The sequence below is a fragment of the Duganella sp. HH101 genome (assembly GCF_001758795.1).
GTDB classification, from domain to species: domain Bacteria; phylum Pseudomonadota; class Gammaproteobacteria; order Burkholderiales; family Burkholderiaceae_D; genus Rugamonas; species Rugamonas rivuli.
Genome location: NZ_LRON01000002.1, coordinates 181,833 through 196,504, shown reverse-complemented (window position 1 = coordinate 196,504; position 14,672 = coordinate 181,833). Strand labels below are relative to the sequence as shown.

General features: G+C 63.6%; 13 protein-coding genes. 7 read left to right on the top strand and 6 right to left on the bottom strand.

Annotation, left to right across the window (positions count from 1 at the left end; genetic code table 11):
- Positions 1-30: 30 nt before the first annotated feature.
- Together DUGA2_RS03680 and DUGA2_RS03675 are read right to left on the bottom strand one after the other, a co-directional pair.
- Complete coding sequence (locus tag DUGA2_RS03680; protein WP_070267257.1) at positions 31-987, bottom strand: DUF979 domain-containing protein; 957 nt, start codon at positions 985-987, stop codon at positions 31-33.
- Complete coding sequence (locus tag DUGA2_RS03675; protein ID WP_008445514.1) at positions 984-1,691, bottom strand: DUF969 domain-containing protein; 708 nt, start codon at positions 1,689-1,691, stop codon at positions 984-986. Before DUGA2_RS03675 ends, DUGA2_RS03680 begins: the two co-directional genes overlap by 4 nt.
- Positions 1,692-1,865: 174 nt before the next feature.
- On the opposite strand from DUGA2_RS03675, the gene DUGA2_RS33975 reads away from it, so the two are divergent.
- Entirely contained in the window at positions 1,866-2,006 is a 141-nt protein-coding gene (locus tag DUGA2_RS33975) for a hypothetical protein (protein WP_168167755.1), read from the top strand.
- 6 nt (positions 2,007-2,012) lie between these two features.
- Here DUGA2_RS33975 and DUGA2_RS03670 read toward each other — a convergent pair whose 3' ends face one another.
- A complete protein-coding gene (locus DUGA2_RS03670) occupies positions 2,013-4,283 on the bottom strand; it encodes a TonB-dependent receptor (RefSeq protein WP_070267256.1) in 2,271 nt (756 codons plus the stop codon).
- Between the two features lie 545 nt (positions 4,284-4,828).
- Between DUGA2_RS03670 and tal the strand changes: the two genes are divergently transcribed.
- From tal to DUGA2_RS03645, 5 genes are all read left to right on the top strand, one after another.
- Complete coding sequence (tal, locus tag DUGA2_RS03665; RefSeq protein ID WP_070267255.1) at positions 4,829-5,917, top strand: transaldolase; 1,089 nt, start codon at positions 4,829-4,831, stop codon at positions 5,915-5,917.
- 110 nt (positions 5,918-6,027) lie between these two features.
- Complete coding sequence (locus tag DUGA2_RS03660; protein WP_070267254.1) at positions 6,028-7,023, top strand: BMP family protein; 996 nt, start codon at positions 6,028-6,030, stop codon at positions 7,021-7,023.
- Positions 7,024-7,110: 87 nt separating this feature from the next.
- Positions 7,111-8,640, top strand: coding sequence for an ABC transporter ATP-binding protein (locus DUGA2_RS03655; RefSeq protein ID WP_070267253.1), 1,530 nt, complete (start codon positions 7,111-7,113; stop codon positions 8,638-8,640).
- Positions 8,637-9,716: an ABC transporter permease gene (locus DUGA2_RS03650; RefSeq protein WP_070267252.1), complete on the top strand. Its 1,080-nt coding sequence runs from the start codon at positions 8,637-8,639 to the stop codon at positions 9,714-9,716. The genes DUGA2_RS03655 and DUGA2_RS03650 overlap by 4 nt, the downstream gene beginning before the upstream one ends.
- Positions 9,717-9,723: 7 nt before the next feature.
- Positions 9,724-10,695, top strand: coding sequence for an ABC transporter permease (locus DUGA2_RS03645; protein ID WP_008445507.1), 972 nt, complete (start codon positions 9,724-9,726; stop codon positions 10,693-10,695).
- Positions 10,696-10,708: 13 nt separating this feature from the next.
- On the opposite strand, the gene DUGA2_RS03640 is transcribed toward DUGA2_RS03645, so the two are convergent.
- Together DUGA2_RS03640 and DUGA2_RS03635 are read right to left on the bottom strand one after the other, a co-directional pair.
- Positions 10,709-11,068, bottom strand: coding sequence for a cytochrome c family protein (locus tag DUGA2_RS03640; RefSeq protein WP_070267251.1), 360 nt, complete (start codon positions 11,066-11,068; stop codon positions 10,709-10,711).
- Between the two features lie 9 nt (positions 11,069-11,077).
- Positions 11,078-11,653, bottom strand: coding sequence for an NUDIX domain-containing protein (locus tag DUGA2_RS03635; RefSeq protein WP_070267647.1), 576 nt, complete (start codon positions 11,651-11,653; stop codon positions 11,078-11,080).
- Between the two features lie 76 nt (positions 11,654-11,729).
- On the opposite strand from DUGA2_RS03635, the gene DUGA2_RS03630 reads away from it, so the two are divergent.
- Positions 11,730-12,500: a DeoR/GlpR family DNA-binding transcription regulator gene (locus DUGA2_RS03630; RefSeq protein ID WP_070267250.1), complete on the top strand. Its 771-nt coding sequence runs from the start codon at positions 11,730-11,732 to the stop codon at positions 12,498-12,500.
- Positions 12,501-12,516: 16 nt separating this feature from the next.
- On the opposite strand, the gene DUGA2_RS03625 is transcribed toward DUGA2_RS03630, so the two are convergent.
- The gene (locus DUGA2_RS03625) at positions 12,517-14,658 is read right to left on the bottom strand and encodes a methyl-accepting chemotaxis protein (RefSeq protein WP_070267249.1); all 2,142 of its coding nucleotides are present in this window, start codon (positions 14,656-14,658) and stop codon (positions 12,517-12,519) included.
- Between the last annotated feature and the right edge of the window lie 14 nt (positions 14,659-14,672).

The following is a 14,672-nucleotide window of genomic DNA, read 5'->3' as shown; positions in this document are numbered from 1 at the left end:
TGCGCTACTCTACTCCAACTCACATGCACGTCACATGTTCATTAGAAAATAAAGAAGTGCAATATTGGCAAGCAATAGCGGCAACGCGGTCCCCACCTGTATCTTCACGACGGCGTTCTTGTCGGGCAGTTCCAGCAGCGCGGCGGGGACGATGTTGAAGTTCGCTGCCATGGGCGTCATCAGCGTGCCGCAGTAGGCGCTGAACATGCCGATCGCCGCCATCACCGCCGGATTGGCGTGGTACACGCCGACCAGCACCGGGATGCCGACGCCGCCCGCGATCACCGGGAACGCCGCGAAGCCGTTGCCCATGATGATGGTGAACAGCGCCATGCCGATGCAGTACACCGCCACCGCCACCAGCCGCACGTCCAGGTTGATGTAGGACGTGACCACGTGCGCCACCGCCTTGCCCATGCCGGCCTCGGTGAACAGCAGGCCAAGCACCGCGAGCATGTGCGGCAGCACCACCGCCCAACCCAGGTGGTCGATCAGGCGGCGCGACTCGCGCATCGCCTGCAGCGGCGTGGAGCGCGTCAGCCAGCAGGCGGTGGCCACCGCGAACAGCGAGCCGCAACCCAGGCTGACCAGCGTGGCGTTCTTCGGATCGAGCAGCAGCAGGCCGCCGAGGTGCACATCCTTCAACAGGGTCGAACCGATCACCGTCGTAATGGGGATAATCAGCGCCGGTATCAGCAGGCGATGGCCGAGCCGCTGCGCGCTGCTCTTGCGCTCTTCCTGCGTGCGGTCGCCGTGGCGGCCCAGCGCCACGCCGCCGAAGCCGGCGATCAGCGCCATCACCACCATCAGCACGCCCGCCGCCACCGGCGACAGCTGGTCGCCGGCCAGGTAGATCAGCGCGTACAAGGCCCAGAACAAGCCGCTGGTCCAGCGCTTGGGATTGTGCCGGTCGGCCAGCGACATGCAGGCAACCAGCAGCAGCATCGCGCCCAGCACATAAAAGAAGTAATCGAGCTTGAGTATCATGCCGGCTCCTTCACCGCCAGCATGGCGCGGGCGATCTGCGCATCCAGCCGGTGCAGGCGCCAGGAGTGGATCAGGAAGGCCGTCACCGCGGTCGGTATGCCCCACAGCGCCATGTGCAGCGGATCGACTTCCAGTCCCTCGGCACGCAGGATGGTCTGCATCAGCAGGATGGCGCCGAAGGCCACGAACACGTCCTCGCCGAAGAACAGGCCGACGTTGTCGGTGGCGGCGGACATGGCGCGGATGCGGTGGCGCAGTTCGTCGGTCAGCGCCGGGTAGCGCACTTCGGCCGCGCCCTCCGCCATCGGCGCGATCAACGGACGCACCATGTTCGGATGGCCGCCGATGCTGGTCAGGCCGAAGGCGGCGCTGATCTCGCGGATCGCCAGGTAGACGATCAACAGGCGGCCGGTGGTGGCGGACTTGATGCGGGCGATCGAGGCCTGCGCATGCTCCTTCAGGCCGAAGCGCTCCAACAGGCCGATTGCCGCCAGCGGCAGCAGCAGGATCAGCGGCAGGCTGCGGGTCTTGAGGAAGGCTGCGCCCAGGGTGGCCAGCAGCTTCTCGACCGGCATGGCGGCGGCGATGCCGGTGACGGCGCAGGCGGCGATCACCACCAGCACCGGATGCGCGCGCAGGGCAAAGCCAAGTATGATGACGGCCACACCAAGCAGGGGCCACAGGTTAACGACGTTATGATCCACGAATCAGTCTCCATCAATTATAAAATCCCGCACCAGCGTTCTTACCTTCATAACGGGTGGCGGCAGATTACCATTGATTGCCTCATCCACCGGCCTGGCAATCGCTCCACCGCCGAAAGTCGGCAATAAAAACTCACTGAAAAAATTTCGGATGGACGAGGATTGGTCAACCACATGAAGAGCGTCATGGGTGTCAACGGCAAGAAGATCGTTCTCTCCGAGAGACCTTTTCGCACGATAGAAGCGGGAATGAAGTACGGCCTGCGGCTCCTGCCGAATTTTCCCGAAGAGCGGGCGAAATCCGGCAGGGAGTGATGAAAATTAGAACGTGGCCTTGAGCATCATGCCGTAGGTACGGGGTTCGTTCACGATGCCGGTCAGGTTGTTGATGTCGATCGCGGCTTGCGCCTCAACCTGATTGGTGATGTTGCGGCCATACAGCGCCACTTCATAACGATCCCACTTGTAGCCGACCCGCAGGCCACCTTGCGTCAACGGCTTGACGGCGTACTCCTTGGCCGCGTACAGGAAGTTGTTGTAGGTGGTGCGGTAGGTCCAGTCGGTGAACGCATACAGTTCGCCGTCGCCCACCGGTTTGCTGTACTTCAGCGTGAAGTTATGCTGCCACTTCGGCGCGCGCGGCAACGGGTTGCCGTTGATCCAGGCGGTACCCGGGAACGGACCGGCGGCATTGGTCACTGTGCACGGCGAGCCGCAGACCTTGACGTACAGGTTAGGATCCTGGATCTCGGTGTAGTTGTAGCTGGAACCCAGCGACGCGCTCAGGCCGTCCGCCAGGTTGGCCTGGAACTCCAACTCCACGCCGTGGCCCACCGCCTTGTCCGCGTTGATCTGGCGGTTCATATTGATAGCGCCGCTGCCGGCGGTCAGCTGCTTGTTCTTGACGCGGTAGTCGTACACCGACGCGCTGAGGCGCGCGCGGCGGTCGAACAGATCTTGCTTGATGCCGGCCTCGATCGACACCGCTTTTTCCGAATCAGCCATCGACGGCACGTCGGTCGGACCGTACAGGCGCCCCTGGATACTCGGTGCGCGGTAGCCGGTGGCGATGCGCGAGAACAGATTGGTGTCCTTGTTCAGCGTGTAGGTGCCGCTCAGGTCCCAGCTGACATTGTTCGAGGTGTTGTGGATGGTTTGCGGACCGATGCTGCCCGGCTCCACGCGGGTGGCGACGAAGTCCTTCTTGTCGTTGGTGTAGCGCACACCGCCGCGCACTTTCAGCTTGTCGGACACCGCATAGTTCAGGGTGCCGAACGCGGCCCACGAGTCGGCGTCCTGCGACTGGGTCGTGTATCCCGCATATTGCGCGTGGTTGGCAAAGGTATCGAAGCCGATGCTGTCGATCTGCACATGCTCCTTGAAGTAGAACACGCCGGCGATCCATTGCAGCGCATCCTTGGTATTGGATTCGGCGCGGAATTCCTGGGTCAACTGCTTATGGTGTGGGATGAAGTCGGCCGTCTCCAGCGAGAACGGGATGGGCTTGACCGGCCCCGACGGCAGATGGCTGCCGGCCCCATAGCCACCGTCGACGTCGGCGCGGCTGTACAGTTCCAGCGTCTCGAAGCCGGTGATCGAATGCAAGGTCAGGCCCGGCAGATCCCAGCGCAGGCGGACGCTGCTGCCCTTGGTCTTCAGATGCTGATTGTTGATGCCGTCCGACGGATAGGAGTTGTAGTCAAAGTTGTCGACCAGCTCGTTGGTGCCCGGCTTGATGATGTTGGCGCGGAACAGCGTGCCGGTGCCGTCCAGGTCGCGCACGTGGAAGTTCAGCAGGGCGCTCATGTCGCGGTTGGGCTTGACCAGCAGTTGAACGCGCGCGGCGCTGTCCTTGTAGCCTTCGAAGTCCTGGGTGCCGGTCGGCAGCGGGTTGTGCACAAAGTTGTCGCGGCGCTGGGTCTGGCCCGAGAAGCGCAGCGCCACCGTGTCGCTGACCGGCAGGTTGTAGGCGCCTTCGGCGCTCTTCATGCCATCCTTGCCGTAGCCCAGGTTGACATAGCCTTCGGTCTTGAACACCGGCTTGGCCGAATCGAGCTTGATGACGCCGGCCGGCGAATTGCGGCCGAACAGCGTACCCTGCGGGCCGCGCAGCACTTCAATCTGATCGACGTCGAAGACCGGGAAGCCTTTCAACATCGAGTTTTCCATGACCACATCGTCCATCACCAGGCCCACCGGCTGGGAGGAGTTCAGATCGAAGTCGATATTGCCCAGGCCGCGGATGTAGAAGCGCGGGAAGGTGCGGCCATAGTCCGATTCGACGTTGACGGACGGCGAGCGGCCGGCCAGGAAGCGGATGTCGGCGCCGGCCGAGGTCAGCACGTCGAGCTTGTCGCCTTTCAGCGTGGCGATCGACATCGGGACGTCCTTGATGTTTTCCGCGCGGCGTTGCGCGGTGACGATCACGGTTTCCAGTTGGCCCTTGGTGGCGGTATCCGGGGCATCGGCTGCCGGCTGGCCGGTTGCTGCGGCCTCCGCTTCAGCGGCCATCGCCGCGTGCAGAGGGAATGCGCTGGCAACCGCCAGCGCGATCAGCGATCGCACTGCGTAACCACTACTTTTTTTGCTCATGAGTCCTGCTCCCTATTGTGTAGGCAAGGTTGAAATATCAATCCAAAAATCTCGCCCTCGCTGCCGGCCATGGTGTCCGGCGGCGGACGATGTCGTTGTTTTTTTATTGGTAAAAATGTATCGAAACTACGCTGTTTCGCATAAGGATATGCAAATTACCAACCATGCTAGCATGGAAAAAAATGACACAAACTCACTTTTTGAGTGATTCGATTCATATCAATTTTATATAAATAAGTAAATAAAATCGAATTTGTCGTACATATCGGCGCTGATGCATAGTAGTGGACGGCCTCGAAAACAGGCCGCCCGGCGGGGGAAAGACGCGGTGCTGGCAGGAAAACCGCTGATTCCATAGGAGCCGCCGGATGCCCTGGCAGCCCCTGAACATGCGGAAAGTGATTTATCCAACAAGCAGGAAATTTTTCCAAACGGACAAAAAAGCCACAGCACAAAAATATTAAATTCGGCCTTAACTGTTGCGGCAGTGCGACATGACGCCAGGCCCCGGCCGCCGCGTCACAATCTTGGAACGGTAGATGTAGATGAATAACATGCTCGAACACAGCCGCCTGCGCGCGGTCGGCGACCTGGGACAACAAATCTGGCTCGACAACCTGAGCCGCAACCTGCTCGCCTCCGGCCAACTGGCGGCGCTGATCGCCGCCGACGGCATCCAGGGCCTGACCTCCAATCCGGCGATTTTCTACCAGGCCATCCAGAACGACCCCGCCTACCAGGCCGCCCTGCCGCAGCTGCGCACCGGGCTGGCGACGCCGGAAGCGCGCTTCGAGGCGCTGGTGCTGCCGGACGTGCAGCGCGCCTGCGACCTGTTCGCGCCGCTGTACCGCGAATCCGACGGCCGCGCCGGCTTCGTCAGCTTTGAAGTGTCGCCGCGCCTGAGCCAGGACATCGGCGGCACCATCGCCGCCGCCAAGCGCCTGTGGGCCGCCATCGCCCGCCCCAACGCCATGATCAAGATTCCGGCCACGCCGGCCGGCATCGCCGCGCTGGAGGAAGTGATCTACGCCGGCATCAACGTCAACATGACGCTGATCTTCACCGCCAGCCAGATCCAGGCCGTGCGCGCCGCCCACCGCCGCGGCCTGGCCCGCCGCCTGCAGGACACCTCCTCGGTGCAGCGCATCGCCAGCGTGGCCAGCGTTTTTATCAGCCGCATCGACGTCGCCGTCGACGCCCTGCTGGAAAACTCGGCCGACGACAGCGCCGTGGCCTTGCGCGGGCGCGCCGCCATGGCCGCCGCCCGCATCGCCTACCACGAGTGGAAGAACGATGGCGGTTTCGCCGTGTTCGCCGCCTTCGGCGCCACGCCGCAATGGCTGCTGTGGGCCAGCACCGCCACCAAGCACCCGGCGCAGCGCGACGTGCGCTACGTCGAAGGCCTGATCGGGCCGGACACCATCAACACCGTGCCGGACGCCACGCTGGACGCCTTCCGCGACCATGGCGAGGCGGCCCGCACGCTGGACGCCGACATCGAGGCGGAACGGAGCACGATGGCGCAACTGGCCCGCCACGGCATCGATCTGGAAACGGTGGGCCAGCAGTTGCTGGCCGCCGGCTTGCTGCAATTTGAACAAGCTTTCGACAAACTCCTGGCGCTGGTGGAGTAAATCCCAGAGGCAAACCTCTAAAAATCAGGGGTTTGCCGCGATAAAGCGGCGCCAAATTACATGTTTCGTCCAATAAAAATATACAATATCGATCTTCCAGGAGCCTATTCATGAAACTTTCACAACTTAGTTTGACGGTTGCAGCACTGTTTATCGCTGCCAGCGCGTCCGCGGCTGACCCAAAACTGGGTATCGTGTATGACGCAGGCGGCAAGTTCGACAAGTCGTTCAACCAGTCCGCTTTTGAAGGCGCCTCGCGCTTCAAGAAGGAAACCAACATCAATTTCATCGAGGTGCAAGCCTCCAGCGATACCCAGGCTGAACAGGTACTGCGCGGCCTCGCCCGCAAAAACCTGGACCTGATCGCCTCCATCGGCTTCGCCCAGCAGGCAGCCGTGCAGAAGGTCGCCAAGGAATTCCCGAAAGTCCGCTTCGTGCTGATCGACGGCGTGGCGCAAGGCGCCAACGTCAACTCCATCACCTTCAAGGAAGAAGAAGGCTCCTACCTGGTGGGCGTGGCTGCGGCCATGGCCTCCAAGTCCAAGAAGCTGGGCTTCATCGGCGGCGTCGACATCCCGCTGATCCGCACTTTCGCCTGCGGCTATGCCCAGGGCGCCAAGTCGGTCAGCCCGAAGGTTGAAGTGAGCTCGAACATGGTCGGCACCACCTCCGATTCGTGGAACAACCCTGCCAAGGGCGGGGAACTGGCGCGTTCGCAGTTCGATCGCGGCGTCGACGTGGTGTTTGCCGTGGCCGGCGGTTCCGGCCTGGGCACGCTGCAGACCGCCAAGGAAAAAGGCAAGCTGGCCATCGGCGTGGACTCCAACCAGAACAGCCTGTACCCGGGCAGCATCCTGACCTCGATGGTCAAGCGCGTCGACAACGCCGTCTATGAGTCCTTCATGCAGATGAAGAACGGCACCTGGAAGGCCGGCGTCACCGCCAAGGGCCTGAAGGAAGACGGCGTCGATTGGGCGCTGGATGAGCACAACCGCAAGCTGATCACCCCGGAAATCGAGAAGCGCGTCATTGGTGCCCGCAAGGACATCATCGACGGCAAAGTGAAAGTTATCGACATCCGCTCGGGCGCTGCCTGCCCGGCCTGATACCCGTTTGAACATTGAGCGCGCCGCCGGGGGTATTCCCCGTGCGGCGCGTTTAACATTTTACTTAACCGTACCGAAAACGATCCTATGCAGCCAGCAGTAGAATTTCGCGGCATCTCCAAGCATTTCGGAGCTGTCAAAGCGAACACGGACGTCAACTTCACCATCGCCAAGGGTTCCATCCACGGCCTGGTGGGCGAGAACGGCGCCGGCAAATCGACCCTGATGAGCATCCTGTACGGATACTACCGCGCCGACGGCGGGGAAATCCTGCTCGATGGCCAGGCGCGCAACATCCGCAACAGCCAGGAAGCGATCACGCTGGGCATCGGCATGGTGCACCAGCACTTCATGCTGGTCGAGAACATGACTGTGCTCGACAATGTGATGCTGGGCAGCGAAGGCGGCTTCCAGCTGAAGTCCAAGCGCGCCGCCGTCGAGGCGCAGCTGCGCGAGATCTGCACCCGCTACCGGCTCGACGTCGACCCGCTGGCCACCATCCACGACCTGTCGGTGGGCGCGCAGCAGCGCGTGGAGATCCTCAAGCAGATCTACCGCAGCGCCAACATCCTGATCCTGGACGAGCCGACCGCCGTGCTGACCGCGCAGGAGACCGAGTCGCTGTTCGAGATCCTGCGCCTGTTCAAGGAACAGGGCAAGACCATCATCCTGATCACGCACAAGCTGCAAGAGATCCTCGACATCACCGACACCGTCACCGTGATGCGCGGCGGCCGCGTGATCGGCGCCGTGGCGACCGCCGGCACCACCAAGGAAGACCTGGCCAATATGATGGTCGGCCGTCCTATCGAGAACAACCTGCCGCGCAAGCCCTACAACCCGGGCGCGCCGGTAATGCAGGTCGAGAACCTGCAACTGGTGGACGACCAGCAGGTCAAGCTGCTGGCCGACATCGGCTTCACGCTGCGCGCCGGCGAGATCGTCGCGATTGCGGGCGTGTCCGGCAACGGCCAGAGCGAGTTGATGGAAGTCCTGTCGGGCATGCGCTTGCCGACCTCCGGCAAGCTGGACTTCCTGGGCAAGGCGCTGCCGTTCGCCGGCCGTTCCGACGCCGACGGCCTGCCGCGCACCTTCCGCGAACTGGGCATCGCCCACATTCCGGAAGACCGCCTGCGCGATGGCGTGGTGAAGGCCTTCTCGGTCATGCACAACACCATCCTCGGCTACCAGGACAAGCTGAAGAACCGCTGGGGCCTGTTCGACTTCAAGGCCATCGCCGCGCGCTGCGCGGAGCTGATGAAGAACTTCGACGTCCGCCCCAACAACCATGACCTGCGTATCGGCCTGCTCTCCGGCGGCAACCAGCAAAAGGTGGTGATCGCCCGCGAAGTGCTGGCGCAGCCCAAGCTGATGCTGGTCGGCCAGCCGACGCGCGGCGTCGACATCGGCACCATCGAAAGCATCCACACGCAGCTGCTCGCCTTGCGCGACTCCGGCGTGGCGATCCTGCTGGTGTCCGTGGAGCTGGAAGAAGTGCGTGCGCTGGCTGACCGTATCCTGGTCATGTGCGGCGGCCGCATCACCGGCGAACTGAAAATTGAAGAATTCGACACGACCCGTATCGGCTTGCTGATGGGCGGGATGCACAAATCATGAATAACCACGACCTGCCACGCTGGGCAACCGCGTTTGTAATGCCCATCCTGAACCTGTTGTCGGCCCTGCTGGTGGCCGCGCTGGTGATCTACCTGCTGGGCGAAAGCCCGGTCGAATCGATGGGCATCCTGATCAACAGCGCCGTCGTCAATCCGGAAGGCTTGAGCTACACGCTGTTCTACGCCTCGACCTTCATCTTCACCGGCCTCGCGGTTTCGATCGCCATGCAGGCCGGCCTGTTCAACATCGGCGCCGAAGGCCAGATGTACTTCGCGGGCCTGGGCCTGACGCTGGCCATGCTGACCTTCGACAGCTCGCTGCCGATGTGGGTGCTGATCCCGATCGGCATGCTGGGCGCGGCCTTGTTCGGCGCGCTGTGGGCCTTCCTGCCCGGCTACCTGCAAGCGAAACGCGGCAGCCACGTGGTCGTCACCACCATCATGTTCAACTACATCGCCGGTGCGCTGATGAACACCGTGATCGTCAAGTACCTGGTGCCGGCGGGCGAACAGAATCCGGCCAGCCGCGCCTTCAGCGCCGCCGCCGAGATGCCGCGCCTGAACCAGTGGTTCCCGGTGCTGGGCGAGACGCCGCTCAACATCAGCTTCTTCCTGGCGATCATCGCGCTGGTGATCTACGGCGTGATGGTGTCGCGTTCCTCGTGGGGCTTCAAGCTGCGCGCCACGGGCTTGAACAAGCACGCGGCGCACTACGCGGGCGTCCGCATCAGCAAGATGATCATCACCGTGATGCTGATCTCCGGCGCGCTGGCCGGCCTGGGTTCGGTCAACTCCATCATGGGTTCGACCCACTACCTGTCGCTGAACTTCGTCGGCGGCGCCGGCTTCGTCGGCATTGCGATTGCGCTGATGGGCCGCCAGCATCCGGTAGGGATTTTCCTGTCGGCCGTGCTGTTCGGCGCGCTGATCCAGGGCGGCTTCGACCTGTCGCTGGAAAAGCAGAACATCCCGCCTGAGACCTTCATCTTCATCCAGGGCTTGATCATCCTGTTCTGCGGCGCGATGGAAAACTTCTACGCCCCCGCCATTGCCGCCCTGATCAAACGGAAAAAGTGAGACTGTCATGACTTTTGAAGACCTCCAAATCGGCAGCATCCTGGTGTCCACCGTGCGCAACGCGCCGGTGCTGATTTTCGCCGGCATGGCCGGCCTGTTCGCCGAACGTTCGGGCGTGATCGACATCGGCCTCGAAGGCAAGATCCTCGCTTCGGCCTTCGTGTCGGCGGCCGTCGCCTTCGCCACGCAGAACCCTTGGTACGGCGTGGCTGCGGGCATGCTGGTATCGGTGCTGCTGGCGACGCTGCAGGCCTACGTCGCGATTACGCAGCGCGGCAACCAGCTGGTGGCCGGCATCGCCATCAACATCGCCATGAGCGGCCTGACCTTCGTGGTCGCGCAGTTCTTCTTCCAGCAGGGCGGCCGCACGCCGGACCTTGGCCAGGCGCGCTTGTTCGACGTGGTGCTGCCGGGCAGCGCCGCCGTTGAAGGCATTCCTTTCATCGGCTGGCTGTACGCGCACCTGATCGGCGGCCATTCGGTGCTGGTGTACCTGGCGTTCGCGCTGGTGCCGCTGGTGCACTGGGTGCTGTACCACACGCGCTTCGGCCTGCGCCTGCGCGCTTGCGGCGAGAACCCGCATGCGGCCGATGCGGCCGGTGTCAGCGTCGAACGCCAGCGCTACATGGCGATGCTGATCGCTGGCATCCTGTGCTCGTTCTCGGGCGCTTACCTGGCGATCGTGCAGAGCGGCTTCTTCCTGCGCGACATGTCGGCCGGTGCTGGTTATCTGGCGCTGACGGCGATGGTGTTCGGTAACTGGCGTCCGGTGTACACCTTCCTCGGTTGCCTGATGTTCGGCTTCTTCGGTGCGGTGCAGATCCAGATCGAAGGCGTGGACCTGCCGCTGGTCGGCCGCCTGCCAGGCTCGCTGATCCAGATGGTGCCTTACGTGGTGACGGTGATCGTGCTGGCGGGCCTGATGGCCAAGTCGGTGGCGCCGAAGGCGCTCGGCACGCCGTTCGTCAAGTCTCGTTAATCTGCTGCGCTGATCACTTCAGCGTGCGCATAAAGGACAGCAGGTCGGCGACCTGCTGTTCATCCTTGATCCCCCAGAAACGCATGCTCGTCCCCGGCACCACATCGTGCGGCGCGCGCAGATAAGCGGCCAGCGTTTTCTCGTCCCACACCAGTCCCGACTTCTTCATCGCTTCCGAGTACTTGTAGTCCTTGGTGGACGCCGCGCGCCGGCCGATGATGCCGTTCAGCTGCGGACCGAAACCGCCCTGCGCGTAAGGCCCGACCTGATGACAGGAAGCGCAGCGTTTGAACAGCGCCGCCCCAACCTTGGCATCCCCCGCAGCGGCGGCCTGGCCTGCCGCCAGCAGCGCCACTAAAATGTATCGTTTCATGCCGCTACTTTACAGCAGATGCAGCGCGGCGTATTGCAGCAGCATGATGGTCTTGCCGTCGGCGATGCGGCCGTCGGCCATCATCTGCATGGCTTCGTCCATCGCCAGTTCCAGCACTTCGATGTCCTCCCCCTCCTCCTCGATGCCGCCGCCGTCGCCGACGCGCGAGGCAGGATCGTATTCGGCCACGAAAAAATACAGGCGCTCCGTCACCGAACCGGGACTCATGAAAGCCTCGAACACCTTGCGCACCTCGCCCACGCGATAGCCGGTTTCCTCCTCCACCTCGGCCTTGATGCGGTCCTCCGGACTGGCGCGATCCAGCAGGCCGGCGGCGGCTTCGATCAGGAAGCCGTCATGCCCGCCGCCGTAAGTCGGAAAGCGGAACTGCCGCACCAGCACCACCGTGCGCCGCTCGCGGTTGTACAGCAGGATGGTGGCGCCGTGGCCCCGGTCGTAAGTCTCGCGCGTCTGGCGCTGCCAGCTGCCGTCGTTGCGGCGGTAGTCGAAGGTGGTCTTTTGCAGCAGGAACCAGTCGTCGGACAGGGTTTCCACTTTGTGGATGCGGATGCGGTCTTCGGGCATGTCGATCTCCTTGATCAAGGTTGCGTTTTTTTACGATATCATGCAATATCGTGCAACATCAAGAAAATTCACGCATATGCTGACACGCCAACGCAAAGAACTGCTGATCGCCCGCCTGAAACAGGACGGCCAGATCGTCGCCAAATCCCTCAGCGAGGAGCTGGGCCTGTCCGAGGACACCATCCGCCGCGACCTGCGCGAGCTGGCCGCAGAAGGGCTGCTGCAACGCGTGCACGGCGGCGCCCTGCCGCTGGACTTGCCCGCCTCGCCGGCGATGGGCAACTTCGCCCAGCGCCAGCAGCTTTCCAGCGACGCCAAGCCCGCCATCGCGCGCGCGGCGGCGGCCATGATCAAAGCGGGACAAGTGGTGTTCATCGACGGCGGCACCACTGCCGTCCAGCTGGCGCGCGCGCTGCCGCCAGAGCTGCGCTGCACCGTCGTCACGCACAGCCCGAGCGTGGCGGTGGAGCTGGCCGAGCATCCTTTGGTCGAAGTGATACTGATAGGCGGCCGCTTGTTCAAGCACTCCATCGTGGCGATGGGGCCGTCCGCGCTGGAGGCGATTGCGCAGATCCGCGCCGATATCTTTTTCATGGGCGTGTGCAGCCTGCATCCGCTGCACGGCATCAGCACCGGCGACCACGACGAGGCAGGCATCAAGCGCGCCATCGCGGCGGCTTCCGTGAAAACGGTGGTGCTGGCGTCGCCGGAAAAACTCGACACCGCCTCGCCGTTCCAGATCGCGCCGCTGGCGAGTATCGGCGCGATCGTGGTCAACGCGGGCGTGGCGGCGTCGCTGCTGGCGCCCTACCGCGAACTGGGCATCGAGGTAGTGCTGGCGCCTTGACGGCCTCGCTGCTTTCCTAGAACTCTTCCCACTCGCTGTCGGCCTTGGCGGCTGCCTTGGGCTTGGCGATGGCGGCGCGCTTGGGCGCGGCTGCGGGGGGCGCAACCCGCGCAACCGGCGCGGAAGTGCGCGATACCGCAGCAGGCGTCTTGCGCACAGGCGCCGCCGAGGCAGCAGGCACCGCCGCGCCGCGATCCAGCTTGAACACGCTGACTGCCTGCGCCAGATGGGACGCCTGTTCCTGCAGGCTCTCCGCCGCAGCCGCAGCCTCCTCCACCAGCGCCGCATTCTGCTGCGTCACGCCGTCCATCTGCACGATGGCCTGGTTGACCTGCGAGATACCCTCGCTCTGCTCCGCCGTCGCAACGGTGATCTCGCTCATGATCGCCGTCACACGGCGCACGCTGGAAACCACTTCATCCATCGTGCTGCCCGCTTCGTCCACCAGCCGGCTGCCGTCGGCCACCTTGCTGACGGAATCGTCGATCAGGGCCTTGATCTCCTTGGCCGCCGCCGCGCTGCGCTGCGCCAGGTTGCGCACCTCCGACGCCACCACCGCAAAGCCTCGCCCCTGCTCACCGGCGCGCGCCGCCTCCACCGCCGCGTTCAACGCCAGGATATTGGTCTGGAAAGCGATACCGTCGATGACGCTGATGATGTCCACGATCTTGCTCGACGAATCGTTAATCGACGCCATCGTCGCCACCACCTGCGACACTACCGCGCCGCTGCGCTGCGCCACTTCCGACGCCGATCCCGCCAGCTGGTTGGCCTGGCGCGCGTTCTCCGCATTCTCCTTGACGGTGCTGGTCAACTCCTCGACCGACGCCGCAGTTTCTTCCAGCGCGCTGGCCTGCTGCTCGGTGCGCGCGGACAGGTCGGAATTCCCGTGCGAGATCTCGGCGCTGCCGCGCGCCACGTTCTCCGCGCTGGAGCTCACCTGCACCAGCACATCGTGGATATTGCCGACGAATTGATTGAAGCCATTGCCAATCACCGCCAGCTCGTCGTTGCCGTTCACTTCCAGCTTGACGCTCAGGTCCGCGTCGCCGCTGGACAGCGCCGTCATGCGTGCGCCCAGCGTGCGCAACGGCGCGGTCAGGCGGAACACCACGGTAATCAGCACCAGGGCCGTCGCCACCGCGCACACCAGCGACACGATCAGCGTGTACATCAACAGCTCGCGCGCAGGCGCCAGCGCCACGCTTTTCGGGAAGGTCAGTTGCACCGACCAAGGCCCGGTCTCGGCGTGGATGAACAGCGGCTGCAGCAGATGCACCAGGCCCTGGGCATCCTCGTATTCATAAGCCTGGCCCTGGCGCACGCGATCGAGGCCTGCGGCCGGCACGTCGTCGGCTTTCTTGCCCAGCTTTTCAGCGACGGGCGTGCTGGCATACAGGCCGCCATTGGAGATCAGGCTAAGCTTGGCGCCGTCGATCACCTTCAACTCGTTGAGGATCTTGGTCAGGCGCGTCACCATGAAGTCGGCGCTGGCCGTGCCCTGGAATTTACCTTCGATCATAATCGGCGCCACCAGCGACGCCATCAGCGTCGGCTTGCCGTCCACCGGATAGATGTATGGCTCGGTGAAGAACACCTTGCCGCTGCGCTTGGGAATGTCGTACCAGTCGTTGGCGCCGGGCGCGCTGTCGAACACGATCGGCTCGACATGCGTGCCTCCGCCGCTGCCGCGCGTCCAGTACGGCATGTAGCGGCCGGTCGCGTCGTACAGCGGCAGCTTGCCGGCGAAGTCGGCATCCTTGTTGTCCAGCGCATTCGGCTCCCACGTGACGGCGGCGCCGATCAGGTCTTCCGATCCGAGCAGCGTGGCCTTGACCATTTCGTTGATCTGGTCGCGGCCCAATGCCTGGTTGGCGCCGCGCGTGCCGCGCATCGCGCCGGCCAGGTTGACCACCGCCGACAGGTTGCCGACGATGCGAGCCTGCAGCGTGCCGGCCACCTCGCGCGCGGAGGTACGGGCCAGGTTCATCGCCGCCGCCTCGGCACTCGCGCTGCTGCGGATGCCGATCACGGTGGCTGTCACGGCAAGGCTGAGCACCACCAGCGCGGTGGCTGCCGCGCAGATCTTGCCGTTCAGGGAAAGTGAGATGCCGAATCGCGATGGCGACGAGGACTTGGCTGAGAAAGCTATGCTCATGTGAGGCCTGTGAA

Excerpts from the sequence above, each read along its gene's own strand:
- DUGA2_RS33975 (WP_168167755.1), top strand. The coding sequence starts at position 1,866 with ATGAAGAGCGTCATGGGTGTCAACGGCAAGAAGATCGTTCTCTCCGAG.
- DUGA2_RS03650 (WP_070267252.1), top strand. The coding sequence starts at position 8,637 with ATGAATAACCACGACCTGCCACGCTGGGCAACCGCGTTTGTAATGCCC.
- DUGA2_RS03645 (WP_008445507.1), top strand. The coding sequence starts at position 9,724 with ATGACTTTTGAAGACCTCCAAATCGGCAGCATCCTGGTGTCCACCGTG.
- tal (WP_070267255.1), top strand. The coding sequence starts at position 4,829 with ATGAATAACATGCTCGAACACAGCCGCCTGCGCGCGGTCGGCGACCTG.
- DUGA2_RS03635 (WP_070267647.1), bottom strand. The coding sequence starts at position 11,653 with ATGCCCGAAGACCGCATCCGCATCCACAAAGTGGAAACCCTGTCCGAC.
- DUGA2_RS03640 (WP_070267251.1), bottom strand. The coding sequence starts at position 11,068 with ATGAAACGATACATTTTAGTGGCGCTGCTGGCGGCAGGCCAGGCCGCC.
- DUGA2_RS03655 (WP_070267253.1), top strand. The coding sequence starts at position 7,111 with ATGCAGCCAGCAGTAGAATTTCGCGGCATCTCCAAGCATTTCGGAGCT.
- DUGA2_RS03630 (WP_070267250.1), top strand. The coding sequence starts at position 11,730 with ATGCTGACACGCCAACGCAAAGAACTGCTGATCGCCCGCCTGAAACAG.
- DUGA2_RS03670 (WP_070267256.1), bottom strand. The coding sequence starts at position 4,283 with ATGAGCAAAAAAAGTAGTGGTTACGCAGTGCGATCGCTGATCGCGCTG.
- DUGA2_RS03625 (WP_070267249.1), bottom strand. The coding sequence starts at position 14,658 with ATGAGCATAGCTTTCTCAGCCAAGTCCTCGTCGCCATCGCGATTCGGC.
- DUGA2_RS03680 (WP_070267257.1), bottom strand. The coding sequence starts at position 987 with ATGATACTCAAGCTCGATTACTTCTTTTATGTGCTGGGCGCGATGCTG.
- DUGA2_RS03660 (WP_070267254.1), top strand. The coding sequence starts at position 6,028 with ATGAAACTTTCACAACTTAGTTTGACGGTTGCAGCACTGTTTATCGCT.